This is a genomic window from Mycolicibacterium obuense (assembly GCF_055397605.1).
This window is the reverse complement of record NZ_AP043663.1, coordinates 2,665,783-2,683,081: the sequence shown is the minus strand read 5'-3', so window position 1 is coordinate 2,683,081 and position 17,299 is coordinate 2,665,783. Positions and strand designations below refer to the sequence as shown.

Sequence of the window (17,299 nt, the reverse complement as noted above, 5' to 3'; positions counted from 1 at the left end):
ACTGAAGTGTCTGCCACCCTGGACATCCCCGAACAGAATCCCGACCTGGTGCTCGACCAGAGCGCCGACGACTACTGGAATCACTACCAGCTGACCTTTGCGCTCTACAGTGTCAGCGACCGGGCCATCCCGTCGGCATTCGACGGGCTCAAACCCGGCCAGCGGCGTCTGCTCTATCAGATGCACGACTCACGGCTTCTGCCCGGCAACAAGCCGCAGAAGTCGTCGAAGGTCTGCTCGGCGGTCACCGGCAACCTGCACCCCCACGGCGGCGCATCGATGTACGGCGCGGCGGCGCTGATGGCCGCGGAGTTCCAGCGCGTCAAAGTCATTGACGGACAGGGCGCATTCCCCCGCATCCAGGGAGACATCCCTGCGGCCGACCGGTACACCGAGATGCGGCTCTCGGCGCCGGGTGCGGCGCTGACCGCGGAGCTCGACGACCACGCTGTGCCGATGGTGCCCACGTTCGACGGCGAATGGACCGAGCCGACAATGCTGCCGGCGCAATGGCCGGTGCTGCTGTGCAACGGTGCCGTCGGCATCGCCGAGGGGTGGGCCACCAAGGTGCCCGCGCACAACCCCCGCGAGGTGATGGCCGCCTGCCGGGCGTTGCTCAAGACCCCGAACATGACCGACGACCGGTTGGTCAAACTTATTCCCGGGCCCGACTGGGGGTGCGGCGCCACCGTCGTCGGCACGGCCGGACTGCGGGAATACATCACCACAGGCCGGGGTGCGTTCACCGTCCGCGGCACGATCCATGTCGACGGCAAGAACTGCGTCATCACCGAGCTACCCCCTGGTGTCGCGAGCAACACTGTGCAGGAGCGGATTCGGGCGCTGGTCGAGTCCGGCGAGATGTCCGGCGTCGCCGACATGTCCGACCTCACCGACCGGCGCAACGGTCTGCGCATCGTGGTCACCGCCAAGCGCGGCCACAACGCCGAGGACATCCGCACGCAGCTGCTGGCGCTCACTCCGCTGGAATCGACGTTCGCCGCCAGTCTCGTCGCGCTCGACGAGAACCGGGTGCCGCGGTGGTGGTCGGTTCGGGAACTGATCGCCGCGTTCCTGACGCTGCGGGATTCGGTGGTGCTGCACCGCAGCGAGTACCGGTTGGAGAAAGTCACCGCGCGCCGTCACCTGGTGGCCGGCCTGATGACCATCCATCTGGACATCGACGCGGCGGTCGCGGTCATCCGCGGTTCGGAGACGGTCGACGAGGCGCGGCAGGGATTGCAGGAGCGGTTCGGGATCGATGCCGTGCAGGCCGATTACGTTCTGGCACTGCAGCTTCGACGGCTGACCAAACTGGACGTCATCGAGCTGCGTGCCGAAGCGGAGAAGCTGGACGCCGAGTTCGCCGCGTTGACCGAACTGGTGACCGACCCGGATGCGCGCCGAAAGGTGATCGATCAGGAGCTCGTCGAGACGGCGAAGCTGTTCAAGGGTCCGGAGTTCGACCGCCGCACCGTGCTCGACGCCGAAGCCACCCCCGTGACGGCGGGCAGTGACGAGGACGGCCCGCGCGAACGCAAGGTCAACACCGCGTGGCGCCTCGACGATCGCGGGGTGTTCTCCGACAGTCACGGTGAGCTGCTCACCTCCGGCCTCGGCTGGGCGGTGTGGAGCGATGGACGCGTGAAGTTCACCAACGGAGGCGGTCTGCCGTTCAAGATCCGCGACATCCCGGTGGCACCGGACATCACCGGGCTGGTGCGCTCCGGTGTGCTGCCGGAGGGCTATCACCTGGCACTGGTGACGCGGCGCGGCAAGATCCTGCGAATCGATCCGGCCGCGGTCAACCCGCAGGGTGCGGCAGGGAACGGCGTCGCCGGCGTGAAGCTGACCGGTGACGGGGACGAGGTGGTCGCCTCGCTGCCGGTGTCATGTGCCAACGGTGAGGCGATCCTGTCGCTGGCCGAAAAGAGCTGGAAGGTCACCGAAGTCGCCGACATTCCCGTCAAGGGCCGAGGCGGCGCCGGTGTCGGGTTCCACCCGTTCACTAAGGGCGAGGACGCGCTGCTGGCCGCGTCGATCTCACCGACCGGTTATGTGCGCGGCACCCGGACGGTGCGCGCAGAGAACCGTGCCAAGGCGTCGATCAAGGGGTCGGGAAGCGACGTCATCCCGGCGGGGTGATCAGTCGCCGTACTGCCACGACCGTGTGCGCACGGGCGTCACGTAGATGTAGGCGGAGCCCGGTCGCGGCTCGGTGGGCAGTTCGTCCTCCGGCACGCCGCGTCTGCGGGCGCCGTGCCGCGCGAGCTCGACCGCTTCCTCGGCCCGGACGATGCGGCCGTGGCCCTGGATCATCACGCCCCGGATGTCGGACATCGTGGACCCGTCTTCGAGCATGATGCTCACCTTCGGATCACGCTCTACGTTGGCGACTTTGCGCGTGTTGTCGCGCACGCCCATGACGATGTCATCGCCGAGCCGGAAGTAGCCCAGCGGCACGGTGTGGGGAAACCCGTCCTCGTCGAGAGTGGTCAGTGCCGCCCAGCCGGGACGGCTGTCGAGGAAAGCGGTGATCTCGTCGTCAGTGAGTGCGCGTGGCATGAGTCGAGGTTACTGGTGTCGTCTCCGAGGAACCCGTCAGATTGCCCGGCTGCAGAATGGTCTCCAATTCCGAGGCGGTCAACAGTCCGCGATCGAGCACCAGTGAAGCGATGTCGGAGTCTGAGTTCAATGCGTCGGCGGCGAGGCGGCTCGCCGCCTCGTAGCCGATGTAGGGGTTGAGCGCGGTGACGAGTCCGATGGAGCGGTCCACCGTGGCCCGCATCCGGGCGACATTGGCGGTGATGCCCACGACGCAGCGGGTGCGCAAGGTGTCACACGCGGCCGTCAGATGTGCCAGCGACTCGAACAGGCTGTGCGCGATGATCGGCTCGAAGGCGTTGAGCTGCAATTGCCCACCCTCGGCGGCCATGCTGATCGCGATGTCGTTTCCGATGACCTCGAACGCAACCTGATTGACGACCTCCGGGATGACCGGGTTGACCTTGCCGGGCATGATGCTCGAACCCGCCTGCACGGCTGGGAGATTGATCTCGCCCAAGCCTGCCCGGGGACCCGAAGACAGCAGGCGCAGATCATTACAGATCTTCGACAACTTCACCGCGGTCCGCTTCAGCACTCCCGACAGCTGCACGAAAGAACCCACGTCCTGTGTGGCCTCGACCAGGTTCGACGCGGTGACGAGCCGTAGTTCGGTCGTGGCGCATAGCTCCTGGCACACCGCCTCCGCATAGCCGTGGTGCGCGTTGAGTCCGGTGCCGATTGCCGTACCGCCGAGGTTGATCTCCGAGATCAACGTCACGGCCTCGCCGAGTCGGTCGCCATCCTCGCCGACCATCACGGCGTAGCTGCCGAACTCCTGACCAAGCGTCATCGGCACCGCGTCCTGCAACTGTGTGCGGCCCATCTTGAGACACCCACCGAACTCGAGGGCCTTGTCCGCGAAAGCCGTGACCAGCTCGGTCATGGCCACCCGCAAGCGGTGCACGGCGAACTGCAACGCGATCTTGAGCGCCGTCGGGTAGACGTCGTTGGTGCTCTGACCGAGGTTGACATGCTCCAACGGATGCAGGTGCAGGTACTCCCCACGCCGGTGCCCGAGAAGTTCGAGGGCCCGATTGGCGATGACCTCGTTGGCGTTCATGTTCGTCGACGTCCCCGCGCCACCCTGGATGACATCCACGACGAACTGGTCGTGCAGCTTGCCGGACCTTATCTCACCGCAGGCCGCGGCGATGGCGTCGGCGCGTTCTGTGCTGAGCAGTCCGAGCTGGTGGTTCGCCCGGGCCGCAGCGTGTTTCACACACGCGAGCGCCACGATCAGCTCCGGATAGCGGGAAATCGGGGTACCCGTGATGGGGAAATTCTCCAGTGCGCGCACGGTGTGCACGCCGTAGTACGCCGCGTCCGGCACGTCGAGGTCACCGAGCAGGTCGTGTTCCACACGAACGGTCATGCCGTGCTCTCCGCATCGAGCAGCCGCTGCCGTGTACCGGAATCGGAAGCGGCATCGAGCAAGGTCAGCGCCAGGGCGAGCGCACCGTCGACCGCGGCACGGTCAGCTGCCGGGGAGGCCGCGGCCGCAGCGAACTCGGGCTGATGATTGACGGCGGGTAGAGAGTCGATCCCGATGTACGGGTGGATGGCCGAGATGCGTAACGACACGTTACCCATATCGGTAGAGGCGCGGTTCATCAACGAGTCGGAGCCTGCGCTGAACCGCCTGCCGAGTTCCCCGGCCCGCCGCACGTACCGCTCGAGAAGGGCTTCGTCGGTGCGGAACTCGGCGTACGGCTTGCTCTCTGGGGTGATCGTCAGCTCGCAGCCCGTCGCGTGCGCGCCCGCTTCGAAGCACCGCGTCACGCGGTCTTCGAGCTCGCCGAGTTGGGCGAGTGTGCCGGCGCGGACGTACCAGCGGCCCTCGGTGCGCTGCGGGATGGCGTTGGGCGCCTCTCCCCCATTCGTCACCACACCATGGACTCGAACATCGTTCGGGAATTGCTGGCGCAGCAGCCCGATGGCCACCTGGGCGATCGTGAAGGCGTCGGCTGCGTTGATGCCGCGGTCAGGATAGGCGGCCGCGTGCGCAGACTTGCCGTCGTACTGAATGTGGCTGTGCGACACGGCATATGGTTCAGCACGGGCGACGTCGACTGGGCCGGGATGGACCATGGCGGCCGCGTGCACCCCTGCGAATCCGCCCCTGTCCAGTATCTCGATCTTTCCGCCGCCGCCCTCTTCGGCGGGAGTGCCGAACACCGAGAGCGTGATGCCGAGGTCGTCCACGTAGGGCGAGAGCGCCAGCGCCGCCCCGGTCGAGATCGCCGAGATGACGTTGTGCCCGCAGGCGTGACCCATACCGGGCAGCGCGTCGTACTCGGCGCACACTGCGAGATGCAGTGGACCGGTGCCGCACGTTGCGAGGAACGCAGTCTCGAGTCCGGTGAACCTCTCCTCGACTGCGAAGCCGGCGTCGGAGAGCTCTCCGGCGACCCGCGCGCAGGATCGCACTTCTTCCCACGCGATCTCGGGGTGCGCATGCAGGTCGTGTGACAGCGCGAGGATTCGGTCGGTGGCGCGGTCCACCCCGGACCGAATGGCGTCGTCGATGCTTGCGGTCACAGGTCCCCCGGTACTCCGTAGGACGGCGCGGCGGTGGGATCGATTCCGCGCGTGCGGTAGTCGGCCTTCTGGGGTTCCCACACGGCCCAGAGCCGCTCCAGTTCGGCGATCGGGTCGTCATGCCAGTCGACGCGCAGATCGGTGACGGGCCATGGCACGTCCTCGACCACCTGGAGACCGGCGGAGTGCACGGGCCCCGCCTCGCCGCCTGCGGCGAAGGCGGCGGCGAGACCGTCGAGCAGCCGACGCTCCACTGTTGTCGCCGTCGAGGTCAGATATCCATCCAGCAGGGCGTCGATGACGTTCGCACGGGCCAGCATGTTGCCTGCGGCGGCAGCGTTCTCGGTCCGCTTCTCGTGCCGGGTGCCCAGTGCGTTGGCGCCGGTGTGGATCGCCGTGCCGCCGGCGGCGTCGACGACGATGACCTGTCTGTAGTCGGCGTGCGCCTCGCCGGCGATCGTCTTGTCCAGTGCGACAGAGGCATCCGCGCCCGCCGCCAGCGCATCGAGCGCCACCGCGCCCAGTCCGGGGTTGGTGACGTTCTGGCTTGCGACTGCACCGATGCCCGCGCGCAGATGCACGCAGCGCGCCGCAACCGCGGGACTCGACGAGCAGACCACCATTCCAAACGACGAATCGCTGCGCACGACGAGGGAGAACGTCACGATCCGACCCCGCTCAGCACCGCGGTGGCATCGATCTCGACGAGCCACTCGGGGCGGGCCAATGCATCGACGACGAGTCCGGTGGAGACGGGGTGAACGCCCTTGAGCCACCGGCCCATGACGCGGTACACGGTTTCCCGATAGCGCACGTCGACGAGGTACACGGTGACCTTGACGATGTCCTTCAGGCTGCTGCCCGCTTCCTCGAGCAGCATCACGATGTTGGCCATCGCCTTCTCTGCCTGGGCTTCGACGTCGCCGATGCCGACGGACTCGCGGGTGTCGAGATCCTGCCCGATCTGGCCGCGCAGATAGACCACGCCACCCGCGACGACGGCCTGACAGAGGTCGTTGTCGAGGTTCTGCTCGGGGTAGGTGTCCTTGGTGTTGAACGGTCGGATCCTGGTGTGGGTGGCTCCAGCCGGTGTCGCGTCGTCCATCGACGGGACTCCTTTCGTGTCGGGGACGTCAGTGATGTGCCAGCGCGGACGCCTCGTAGGCGAGATAGGAGCGCTGGATCGCGATCTGGTCGGCGAGGTATTTCGCGTCGTGCCAGACCCCCCAGATGAAGCTCGACCCGCGGCGGGACTGCCACGGCAGCCCCAGGAAGTAGATGCCGGGCTCGGTCGACACCCCACGCTGATGTCGCGGTCTGCCGTTGTCGTCGAACGCGTCGACCTGCAGCCATCCGTAGTCGAACGCGAAGCCGACGGCCCAGATGATCGACGTGATGCGGGCGTCGGCCAGGTCGATCGATTCGACAGGGTCGGTCACGCAGTCGGGGTCGGGGCCGAACACGCGAGCCTGTGGTTCCTCGGGGAGGTCGAGACCGTTGCGGGTGACATAGGCGTCCGCCTCGTCCAGCATCGACAGGTAGTTCGCGTCACCACTTTCGATGTTCTGGCGCAGGTCTTGGGCGAACGTCATCACTCCGTTCTCGTACGGCCCGGCCATGCCGAGCAGCGTGATTCCGGTGGCCGCCAGACTCCGGAAATCGACGGTGTGACCACCGTGAGCTCCACTGACCGCGATCGTCACGTGCTCGGCGCCGCGCGGTGGAGCGGACATGTCCCACTTGCCGAGAACACCGAGCCACCAACAGAAGTCGCGGCCACGATAACTGCGAGGCGGACGGTCGTGAGGTCCGACGGCCAAGTACACCTCGCGCCCCGATTCCCGCAGCTCATCGGCGATCTGCACACCTGAGGACCCTGCGCCGATCACCATCACCGCGCCCTCCGGGAGCTGTTGCGGATTCTGGTACGCGCTGGAGTGAATCTGATGGATGCCCGCGGACTCGGGGACGACGGGCGGGATGACCGGCTTCTGGAACGCCCCGGTGGCCGCGACGACGAAGCGCGCGTCGACTGTCCCCTCGGAGGTCTCCACCCGAAAACCCGCCTGGCGTGGCAGTTTGCGCACGGACGTCACGGTCACGCCGGTGCGGATCGGCGCGTCGATCTTGTCGGCGTATGCGACGAGATAGTCCGCGACCTGCTCCTTGCTCGCGAATGCGTCAGGGGCGACGTCGAATTCGAGGCCCGGAAAGCGATCGTGCCAGGCGGGTCCGTTCGCGACCAGCGAGTCCCAGCGCCACGATCGCCAGCGCTCGGCGATGCGGTCGCGTTCCAGAACGAGGTGAGGAATGCCCTGCGCGCTGAGATGCTCGCTCATCGCGATGCCGGCTTGTCCGGCACCGACGACGAGGACCTCGACCTGTTGGTTGGACACCTGACCTCCACTGCGTTGGGCGGAACTGCTCGCCCCCATGGTTCAACCGCCCACTACATCTGTCCAGCTCGTAGATTCGATGTCCGGCATCGGTAAAATCGATCTACGATCGCCCTCCGGGTGGATTGGAGAACAGACTCCGACAGAGCTCCGCGATGACGCTGGCACGGCGCGTGGACTTCGCCGCCACCGCGTCGAGAAGGACCACCGTCAACGCCGGTGGATCACCCGCGATGGGTACAGGGGCGACGGCGTGACCGTCGAGCGCCGTCGGCACCGCCGCGCGCAGGTTGAGCACGGTGTACGCCAGGCCCCGGCCCACCAGAGCCCGGCACGTCTCGACCGTTGTCGACCGGAAGCGCACGTCGGGTCGGACACCCGAGGCGGCGAAGACGCTCTGGAAGTAATCCCGGCTGTGCGGCAGGTCGAGCAGTGCCATCGGCTCGTCAGCCAGGTCGGCCAGCCGCACCTGCTTGCGCGTGGCCAACCGGTGGTCGCCTGCCACCAGCACGTATGGCGGGAGCTGGAACAGCGGCCAGCGCTTCAGCCGCGGGTCCTCCACGAGGTCGTAGCCGATGCCGAGCTCGAACGTACCGTCGGCCACGCCCTCCGCGAGGTCGGCGAGGTCCACCTCTGTGGTCTGAAGGTGCAGGTTGGGAAGCTTCACCGCGGCCGTCGCGAGCAGTTCTGGCAGCAAATAGGGCGCCACCACCTGGAAGCAACCGATCGACAGCGTGCCGCTCAACGACGTGCCCAACCCGTGCGCGACGGTACGCAGATCCGCCGCCGAGGCCAGTAGTTGCCGACTCGCGACCAACAGCTCCTTACCGGCCGGCGTCAGGCTGATACCGCGTGCGTGGTGCCGGACCAGGAGCTGCACCGACAACGCCGCCTCGAGGTCGGCGAGCGCCGCCGACATGGCCGACTGCGACAGGTGAACGGCCGCGGCAGCATGGGTGACGCTGCCCGCCTCGGCGACGGCCACGAAGTACTCCAGCTGCCTGAGCGTGTAGTCCGCCATCCGCACCTCCACATTGGGAAAACCGATCTTAAGGTTCGGAAACCCCGGCTGTACAGATGAATAGACCCGCTGCACTGTGATCACATCACCCCGCTTGAGCTAGCCAGGAGTCACCCGATGGGATCAATCTCGTTGCCGGACGACCACATCTCGTCGCCGACGTCGAAGCTCCGCTACACGCGTTCCCTGCGGCGCCTCGACGTTCCGGTCATGATTCTGTCCGCGCTCATCAGCCTCGACATGGTCGGCGAGATCTCGTCGTTCGGCGCCGAGACATTCACCTGGCTCCTGGTGCTGGGCGCGCTGTGGATGGTTCCGTACGGCCTCGTCACCGCCGAACTCGGTAGCGCCTTCCCCGCCGAGGGCGGGCTCTACGAGTGGGTCACGCGGGCTTTCGGCCGACTGCCCGGCTCACTGGCGACCATCATGTACTGGTCCATCAACCCGCTGTGGATCGGCGGCTCACTGGCGTTCATCAGCGCCGAGGCGTGGAGCACGTTCATCACCCCACTCGAGCCCGGCGGCGCGGGCGATTACCTGTTCAAGATCGCGTTCGTCGTCGGCGCTGCCGGAATCACCGTGATGTCCCTGCAGCGATGCCGACTCGTCTTCAAAGTCGGCACCTACGCCAAGCTGCTTCTCGCCGTGTTCTTTCTCGGGACCACGCTGTTCTACGGATTCCAGAACGGGTTCAACGGTGTCGGCACTCTGACGTGGTCGCCCACGCTGATCGGCTTCCTCGGCCTGGTGCCCCTGCTGCTGTTCTCCCTTGTCGGATTCGAGGTGCCCAGCCAGGCGGGTGACGAGATGGAGAACCCGCAGCGCGACGTGCCTCGCGGGATCGCCATCAGCGGCGTGGTCGGACTGCTCGCATACGCCCTTCCCGTGCTCGCCCTGCTGCTCGTCCTCCCTCCGGACAAGATCACCGGCATCGCGGGGTTCATGGCCGCAGTCGAGACCGTGTTCGGCATCTACGGTTCCGCCGCCCCGATCCTCGTCCAGATCGCGGTCATCGCCTTCGTCGTGACGCTCGCGATCACCGGCGCCACGTGGGCGACGGCCGCCAACCGGGCGCTGGCCGTCGCATCCGCCGACGGCGCGTTCTTCCCCTACTTCGCCACATTCGACGAGCGTCGGCAGACGCCGGTTCGCGTGGGCGTCTTCACGGGCATCGTGTCGCTCGCCTTCATGTTCGCCGGAATCGCCTTCTCCCAGGGGGATAGTGCAGCCACCTTCGGGGTCGTCCTGTCGATCACGATCTCGACGTCACTCATCGCCTACTGCTTCGTCTTCCCCGCGGCGTACCGCCTGCGGACAACGCACCCGGATGTGCCACGGCCCTATGCCGTTCCGGGGGGACGAACCGGCATGGCGGTCGCCGCCGGGCTCACCACCTTCTGGGCGCTGCTCGGCACCTGGGTCGCGGTGTTCCCCGGCACGCTGGAACCGCTGTTCGGACTCGAGTACGACTTCCTCGACCACTGGGGTGTCACGCACCTGCGCTTCGAGGTGTTCACTCTCGGCACGCTGGCGGTCTTGTCCGCCATTGCGGTGGCGGGGTATGTCGCCGGCAGAGCCGGGCGGACGACGACCACAGACGACGCCGTCGTCGCCCGAGTCAATGGCTAGGCCCCCAACGCTTCCCATACTGAAACCAGCCGACGTCCCGAGCACCCGCCACAGGAGAACGCCATGAGAGATCCCCGCTACGACATCCTCTTCGAACCCGTGCAGATCGGACCGGTCACCGCACGCAACCGCTTCTACCAGGTGCCGCATTGCAACGGCATGGGATACCGCGATCCGTCGGGTGAAGCCGTCATGCGTCAGGTCAAGGCCGAGGGCGGGTGGGCCGTCGTGTGCACCGAACAGGTGGAAATCCACCCGACGTCCGATATCGGCCCCTTCATCGAATTGCGCATCTGGGACGACCAGGACATGCCTGCCCTCGCGCGCATCGCCGACAAGATCCACGAAGGCGGCGCGCTGGCCGGAATCGAACTGGCACACAACGGTCTCAACAGTCCCAACTTGATCAGCCGCGAAACGCCGCTCAGCCCTCAGCACCTTCCGGTAGCGACGTTCTCCTATGACCCGGTGCAGGCCCGCGCGATGACGAAGGCGGACATCGCCGATGTGCGCCGGTGGCACCGCCAGGCGGTCCGCCGCTCGATCGACGTCGGCTACGACATCGTCTACGTCTACGCCGGCCACGCCCTCGGCGGTTTGCACCACTTCCTCTCCCGCCGCTACAACAACCGCACCGACGAGTACGGCGGCAGCCTCACCAACCGGATTCGCTTTCTCCGGGAAGTGCTCGAGGATTCGCGGGAGGAAGCCGACGGCAAGGCCGCGATCGCATGTCGCATCACCATCAACGAACTCCTCGGTGAGGATGGCATCACGCGCACCGAGATCGAAGACACCATCGGGGAGATCGGCGAGCACCCCGATCTGTGGGATTTCGTCCTCGGCAGCTGGGAGGACAACTCCGTGACCTCGCGGTTCGGCCCCGAAGCCGAGCAGGAACCCTACGTTCGGGGATTGAAAGATCTCACCACCAAACCCGTTGTGGGCGTTGGCCGATTCACCTCGCCCGACACCATGGTGCACCAGATCGAGAGCGGCGTGCTCGACCTCATCGGAGCTGCACGCCCATCGATCGCCGACCCCTTCCTGCCGCGCAAGATCGAGACAGGCAACCTCGAGGACATCCGGGAGTGCATCGGCTGCAACATCTGCGTGTCCGGTGACTTCACCATGTCGCCGATCCGCTGTACCCAGAACCCGACCATGGGCGAAGAATTCCGGCGCGGCTGGCATCCGGAGCGCATCCGGGTGAAGTCGTCCGACGCGCATGTTCTGGTCGTCGGCGCCGGACCTGCCGGCATGGAGGCGGCCCGCTCACTCGGCCAACGCGGCTACCGCGTGAGCCTCGCCGAGTCGACACGTGTTCTCGGCGGCCGCGTCGAACGGGAAGCCAAGCTGCCCGGCCTCTCGGCATGGATCCGCGTCGTCGACTATCGCCAGCAGCAGTTGCGCAAGCTGGACAACGTCGATGTCTTCCTGCAGAGCGAGATGACGGCCGACGACATCATCGACAATGACTTCAACCACGTGGTACTGGCCACCGGATCACATTGGCGCAGCGATGGTGTCGGCCGGTGGCACACGCACCCGATCGAGATCGCCGATGGGGCCGACGTATTGACCCCCGACGCCATCCTGGCCGGCCTGCGGCCCCGTGGTGAGCGCGTCGTGCTGTTCGACGACGACCACTACTACCTCGGAGGTGTGGTGGCGGAGCTGCTCGCGAAAGAGAACTTCGACGTCACACTGGTGACCCCAGGTGCGCATGTCTCTGCGTGGACGGTCAACACCATGGAGGTCGCACGCATTCGCAAGCGCATCATCCGCGCCGGCATCACGGTCGAGACCAACACCACGCTCAACCGCATCACCGCTGACAGCGTCGACACCGGTTGCGTGTTCACCGGCGACGAACGCACGTTCTCGGCTGACTCCGTGGTGCTCGTGACCAGCCGGCTACCCGAGAACCGGTTGTTCGACGAGCTGAACGCTCGCGAATCCGAATGGGCGAAAGCCGATCTGAGGAGTGTCCGGGCCATCGGCGACGCCTGGGCGCCGTCGACCATCGCCGCCGCGGTGTGGGCGGGCCACCGCTACGCCGAGGAGCTCGACGAGCCGACGTCCGCCGACGTGCCGTTCCTGCGGGAGGTCACCGAACTGAGCGCCCAACCCGGACGACTGCTACCCCTGGCCGTCGAACCCGCCCACGCCTGACAAAGGAGAATCGATGACCCATACACAGAGCCCGGCGGTGCAGCGCGTACCCAGCGGTGCCGCGGCGCGCGACGCAATGTCACCGTGCGCGTATGTGACCCCCGAATCGCTGCGCACGGGTGACCCCAACGAACACGACCTCGTCCACCTGTCCAGCGCCGACGCCAGATTCACGGTCGGGTCGTGGCGGGCCGAACCGTACAGCGAGTACATCGACGCCTACCCCGGCGACGAGTACGCGCGCGTGCTGGAGGGATCGGTCACGCTCACCGGCGAAGATGGTGTCGCTCAGACGTTCTCGGCTGGTGAGGCCTACACCATGCGACGCGGATGGCGCGGCGAGTTCCGTGTCGTCGAGACACTGACCAAACAGTTCGCACTCTACATCCCCTGAACCTCTGAGGAGGGCCACGTGATCAGCACAGCCACCACCGACCCGGCGACGCTCGACGACTGGAAACGACACGCCGCCGAGATCGCACCGCGCGAGGGCATCTACATCGACGGCGCTTTCCGCAATGCTGAATCGGGTGAGACTTTCGACTCCGTCAACCCGGCCACCGGCGAGGTGCTCGCCGCGGTGGCGTCGGCGCAATCGGCCGACGTCGATGCCGCCGTCGTCTCCGCCCGCGGGGCCTTCGACGCGGGCGACTGGTCCCGGAGCTCCATCGGCGACCGCAAACGGGTGCTGCTGCGCCTGGCCGAGTTGATCAACGAGAACAGCATCGAGCTGGCGTTGCTGGACTCGATGGACATGGGCAAGCTCGTGTCCGAGGCGTTCACGGTCGACGTGCCCTCGGCCGCAGGGTTGTTCGCCTACTACGGTGAGGCGCTCGACAAGGTCAACGGCGAGATAGCGCCGACAGAACCGGGGAATCTCGCTCTGGTGACCCGCGAGCCATTGGGCGTCGTCGGCGCCGTCACGCCGTGGAACTTCCCCCTCGACCTGGCCGTGTGGAAGGTCGCGCCCGCCCTCGCAGCGGGAAACAGCGTGGTGCTCAAGCCCTCCGAGCGCGCGCCGTTGTCGTCACTTCGGCTGGCGGAACTGGCCACGGAGGCCGGCCTGCCCGCGGGCGTCCTCAACGTCGTACCCGGCCTGGGCGCGAGTGCCGGTTCCGCGCTCGGCCTACACCCCGACGTCGACGTACTGGCGTTCACGGGTTCGACCGCCACCGGTAAGCAATTCCTGCGCTACGCCGCGGATTCCAACATGAAACAGGTATGGCTGGAATGCGGCGGCAAGAGCCCCAATGTGGTGTTCGACGATGCCGATCTCGATGAGGCCGCCGAGAAGGCGCTGTTCGGCGCGTTCTACAACCAGGGCGCGGTGTGCTCCTCCAATTCACGTCTCCTAGTACAGAAATCGATAGCAGACCGGTTCGTTTCCGATCTGGTCGAACGTGCTGCGGCGATGCGCCCCGGCAACCCTCTCGACCCTTCGGTCGCACAAGGCGCGCTCGTCGATGCAGCGCATACCGAAAGCGTGCTCGGTTTCGTGGAGCGGGCACGGGCGCACGGGGACATCCGCGTGGGTGGACAGCGAATCGACGGTGGTTGCTTCGTCGCACCGACGGTCGTCACCGGGCTGGGCCCGAGTGCCGAACTCGTCACCGACGAGGTGTTCGGGCCTGTGCTTGCCGTACAGACGTTCGACGAGGAGGACGACGCGGTCAGGATGGCAAACGACAGCGTCTACGGTTTGGCAGCATCGGTGTGGACGAACGACCTTCGACGCGCTCACGGCGTCGCCGCCAGATTGCGCGCCGGCACTGTCTCGGTCAACACCGTCGATGCGCTCAGCGCGCAGACGCCATTCGGCGGCTTCAAGCAGTCGGGTTTCGGCCGGGATCTCTCGCTGCACGCGCTGGACAAGTACACGGGCCTGAAGACGACGTGGATCGCTCTGTGACAACGGGGATTCGCTAGGCAGCGACCGGCGGCGGCCGCTGGCTCCCGACTGTCAGCTCCACACAGGCGAGGCCGAGGGCTGCACCACGGCGTCCTCGCGGATGAGGTCGCTGGCCCGCTCGGCCGCAGCCATCACCGTACCCACCGGGTTCACCGAAGGAATCGTCGGGAAGATCGACGCGTCGACGATGCGCAAGCTGCGCACACCGCGCACCCTGAGTCGTGAATCACACACCGCCAGTGGATCATCGGACGCACCCATTCGGCACGTTCCCGACACGTGGTAGACGGTCTGATGGGTGGCCCGTAACGGCGCCGACAGTTCTTCGTCGGTGGTCAGATCCGCGCCGGGGAACACCTCGGCTCCGATCCACGTGGACATCGGTGATTCCGCGGCGATGCGGCGGGCCGCCCTGATGCCCGCGATGAGCGTCGCCTCATCGGCGCCCTCGTCGTCGGTGAAGTACCCGTAGTCCAGGTTGGGTGGCGCATCCGGGTCGGCGCAGGTGATCCAGACCCTCCCCCGACTGTGCGGCTTCGCGACATTGGGCGCCAGCGCCACGATGCGTTCGGGGAGTTGCACCCCGTAGGTCACGGCGTGGTCGGCGACAGCTTCGACGGGGAAGTGCATCAGCACGTCCGGCCGTGCCGGTCCGGTACCGCCCAATCGAACGGCCGCTCCGGCGTCCCAACCGGTGGCGCAGGTGTCGGGGACGTCTCGGCGCGCCTCCCAGACGATCAATCCCTCGGCGTGATCCATGAGGTTCTCACCCACCCCGGGACTGTCGACGAGCACGGACACGCCCGCTGCGTCGAGCACCGCCCGGGGACCGATTCCGGAGAGCTGCAACAACTTCGGCGAATCGATCGCGCCGCAGCACACGATCACCTCGCGGTCGGCGCGCAGTTCGTGCTGGACGCCGGCCGCATCGACGGTGAGCACGCCGACCGCCGCGCCGTCGTCGATGATGATCCGCACTGCCCGCAACCCGTGCCGAACGGTCAGATTTGCACGCGTTCCGAGCACGTCGTGCAGATAGTGCACGGACGTGGACGAACGCAGGTGGTTCTCCGGTGTGTATCCGATCTCGAAGAAGCCGGCTCCGACGCCCGTGCGCGCGAAGTCGGGGTCGCTGTTCCAGTTCGACCGGTCAGGGAGGTCGAGCGCTTTCCGCGCCGATGTGACGACGTCAGCGACGTAGGGATTCTGATCCTTCGGCGGGATCGGGGTGATGGGTGTCGCGAGCCGGTCGTAACACGCGTTGACCGTCTCCGGATCCCAACCCTCCACGCCGAGCGCGGCCCAGTCCTCCAGATCGGCGGGCAGCGGACGCCAGCTGATCATCGTGTTGGCCGTGGAGCAGCCACCGAGGATGCGCATCCGCGCCTGACGGATATGGGAGTTGCCACGATCCTGCGGCACGCTGCGGTAGTCGAGGTCGTACTCGCTTTCGACCATCTCGGGCCACCGGCGGATGTCCAGCGCGCGCGGCTCCCCGGCGTCCGATGGACCGGGCTCGACAAGCGTGACCGTCACCGCGGGATCCTCCGAAAGACGGCTAGCGACAATGCATCCCGCTGTTCCCCCGCCGACGACCAGGTAGTCGCTCACGCGGCGCTCGGAGCGACGTCGGTGGCGTTCGCGGCGACCACGCGTGGGCGCATCAGCGCGTAGTACAGCGGGCAGATGACGGCGAGTCCGACGATCCAGGAGATGTCCACGCCGTCCATCGCCGCGGCGGCGAAGCCGGTGAACAGGGTCGTGGACAGGAACGGGATCTGCACCAGGATGCCCGCGAAGTAGCAGCCGATCGCCACCCAGTTGAAGCGCCCGTATCGTCCGCCGTCACGTTCGAACAATGCGTCGATGTCGTAGTGCCCGTGGCGCAGGAGGTAGTAGTCGACCAGGTTCACCGCGGTCCACGGGATCAGCACGCACAGCAGCAGCGCCAGGAAGTTCGCGTAGTTGGCGAGGAAGTCCTCGGCGCTGACGAGTGCCGGAATCAGCGTGAGAACGAACAGGGCAATCGCGACCACCGCGCGGCTGCCTGCCTGCGGATTCCACTTCGGCACGATGTTCTGGCCGATCGTGATCGTCGACAGTGTTCCGCAGTACAGGTTCATCGCGTTTGTGGCGGTGATGCCGATCGCGAAGATGGCGAACACGCCGGTGGTCACGCCGTGGGTCAGGGACGAAAGCCCGTCGAGTGTCTCGTCGTTGGGCAGCGCGGCGCCGACGACCACACCGAGCAGCATCGGCAGGACGGAACCCAGAACGCAGCCCGAGTAGGTGCCCCAGAAGGCGGCGCGCTGGCCGGTGTCCTTCGGCATGTACCGGGTGTAGTCGGAAACGTAAGGGGCGTAGGCGATCTGCCAGAGCGCGGCCACCGACAGTGTCGCCATGAAGCCCGCCCAGGTGAATCCGTCTGTGTGCCACGTCCCGTCGGGTACGCCGTTGACACCGACGATCCACACGAATGTGACCAGCAAGGCACCGCCGGCGACCACCGACAGCAGCGCGGTCACGCGGTGGATGAGCCGGTAGCCGACGATCGTCGCTGCCACGCTGATCAGTCCGATGATGGTGATGGCCCCGTTGACCGGCAGCCCGGTGACCTGGGCGAGGGCCTGACCGCCGAGCACCGCGTTCGAGGCGAAGAAGCCGAGGTACATGAAGACCACCAGCACCACCACCAGCAAGCTGCCGTAGGACCCGAATTGCGCCCGGGTCTGCAGCATCTGCGGCACGCCCATCTGTGGTCCCTGCGCAGCGTGGAGCGCCATCACGACGGCGCCGACGACGTTACCCAGCACGATGGCAGTGACGCCGGCCCACGCAGGCAGGCCGAACACGGTCGTCGACAGTGCGCCGGTGATGATCGTCAGCAACATGATGTTCGAGCCGAACCAGACGGTGAAGAGATCACGTGCCCTGCCATGACGTTCGTCGAGGGGGACGTGGTCGATGGTCCGGCGCTCGACGGACTCCGAACCCGACTGTGGTGCGGTCATGACTTACCGGTCC

The 17,299-nt window shown here is 66.7% G+C and carries 14 protein-coding genes; 5 read left to right on the top strand and 9 right to left on the bottom strand.

Annotated elements, in window-relative coordinates; all coding sequences use genetic code 11:
• Positions 1-6: 6 nt before the first annotated feature.
• Positions 7-2,145 carry a DNA gyrase subunit A gene (locus tag ACZ50N_RS12835; protein ID WP_464475525.1) on the top strand — a complete coding sequence of 713 codons (2,139 nt, stop codon included), beginning with the start codon at positions 7-9 and terminating at the stop codon, positions 2,143-2,145.
• On the opposite strand, the gene ACZ50N_RS12830 is transcribed toward ACZ50N_RS12835, so the two are convergent.
• The 7 genes from ACZ50N_RS12830 to ACZ50N_RS12800 form a co-directional block, all read right to left on the bottom strand.
• Positions 2,146-2,565 (bottom strand): pyridoxamine 5'-phosphate oxidase family protein, encoded by a 420-nt coding sequence (locus ACZ50N_RS12830; RefSeq protein ID WP_052765232.1) that lies wholly within the window; start codon positions 2,563-2,565, stop codon positions 2,146-2,148. It abuts the gene before it with no gap.
• A complete protein-coding gene (locus tag ACZ50N_RS12825) occupies positions 2,546-3,979 on the bottom strand; it encodes an aspartate ammonia-lyase (RefSeq protein ID WP_464475524.1) in 1,434 nt (477 codons plus the stop codon). The genes ACZ50N_RS12830 and ACZ50N_RS12825 overlap by 20 nt, the downstream gene beginning before the upstream one ends.
• Positions 3,976-5,145: a M20 family metallopeptidase gene (locus ACZ50N_RS12820; protein ID WP_464475523.1), complete on the bottom strand. Its 1,170-nt coding sequence runs from the start codon at positions 5,143-5,145 to the stop codon at positions 3,976-3,978. The genes ACZ50N_RS12825 and ACZ50N_RS12820 overlap by 4 nt, the downstream gene beginning before the upstream one ends.
• Positions 5,142-5,810 carry a DUF1028 domain-containing protein gene (locus ACZ50N_RS12815; RefSeq protein ID WP_464475522.1) on the bottom strand — a complete coding sequence of 223 codons (669 nt, stop codon included), beginning with the start codon at positions 5,808-5,810 and terminating at the stop codon, positions 5,142-5,144. The genes ACZ50N_RS12820 and ACZ50N_RS12815 overlap by 4 nt, the downstream gene beginning before the upstream one ends.
• Positions 5,807-6,250 carry a RidA family protein gene (locus tag ACZ50N_RS12810; protein WP_464475521.1) on the bottom strand — a complete coding sequence of 148 codons (444 nt, stop codon included), beginning with the start codon at positions 6,248-6,250 and terminating at the stop codon, positions 5,807-5,809. The genes ACZ50N_RS12815 and ACZ50N_RS12810 overlap by 4 nt, the downstream gene beginning before the upstream one ends.
• A 28-nt stretch (positions 6,251-6,278) precedes the next feature.
• Positions 6,279-7,541: a flavin-containing monooxygenase gene (locus tag ACZ50N_RS12805; protein WP_464475520.1), complete on the bottom strand. Its 1,263-nt coding sequence runs from the start codon at positions 7,539-7,541 to the stop codon at positions 6,279-6,281.
• 103 nt (positions 7,542-7,644) lie between these two features.
• Positions 7,645-8,562 (bottom strand): LysR family transcriptional regulator, encoded by a 918-nt coding sequence (locus ACZ50N_RS12800; RefSeq protein ID WP_464475519.1) that lies wholly within the window; start codon positions 8,560-8,562, stop codon positions 7,645-7,647.
• 117 nt (positions 8,563-8,679) lie between these two features.
• Here ACZ50N_RS12800 and ACZ50N_RS12795 point away from each other — a divergent pair, with 117 nt between their 5' ends.
• From ACZ50N_RS12795 to ACZ50N_RS12780, 4 genes are all read left to right on the top strand, one after another.
• Positions 8,680-10,191, top strand: a complete 1,512-nt coding sequence (locus tag ACZ50N_RS12795) for an APC family permease (protein ID WP_048424327.1) — start codon at positions 8,680-8,682, stop codon at positions 10,189-10,191.
• Between the two features lie 63 nt (positions 10,192-10,254).
• Positions 10,255-12,366 carry an oxidoreductase gene (locus ACZ50N_RS12790; protein ID WP_464475518.1) on the top strand — a complete coding sequence of 704 codons (2,112 nt, stop codon included), beginning with the start codon at positions 10,255-10,257 and terminating at the stop codon, positions 12,364-12,366.
• 13 nt (positions 12,367-12,379) lie between these two features.
• Positions 12,380-12,760: a cupin domain-containing protein gene (locus tag ACZ50N_RS12785; RefSeq protein ID WP_133413975.1), complete on the top strand. Its 381-nt coding sequence runs from the start codon at positions 12,380-12,382 to the stop codon at positions 12,758-12,760.
• 18 nt (positions 12,761-12,778) lie between these two features.
• On the top strand, positions 12,779-14,275 hold the full coding sequence (locus tag ACZ50N_RS12780; RefSeq protein ID WP_464475517.1) for an aldehyde dehydrogenase: 1,497 nt from the start codon (positions 12,779-12,781) through the stop codon (positions 14,273-14,275).
• Positions 14,276-14,326: 51 nt separating this feature from the next.
• Here the strand turns inward: ACZ50N_RS12780 and ACZ50N_RS12775 are convergent, their stop codons facing one another.
• Both ACZ50N_RS12775 and ACZ50N_RS12770 read right to left on the bottom strand, forming a co-directional pair.
• Complete coding sequence (locus ACZ50N_RS12775) at positions 14,327-15,886, bottom strand: GMC family oxidoreductase (protein ID WP_464475516.1); 1,560 nt, start codon at positions 15,884-15,886, stop codon at positions 14,327-14,329.
• Positions 15,883-17,286: a purine-cytosine permease family protein gene (locus tag ACZ50N_RS12770; protein WP_464475515.1), complete on the bottom strand. Its 1,404-nt coding sequence runs from the start codon at positions 17,284-17,286 to the stop codon at positions 15,883-15,885. Before ACZ50N_RS12770 ends, ACZ50N_RS12775 begins: the two co-directional genes overlap by 4 nt.
• Between the last annotated feature and the right edge of the window lie 13 nt (positions 17,287-17,299).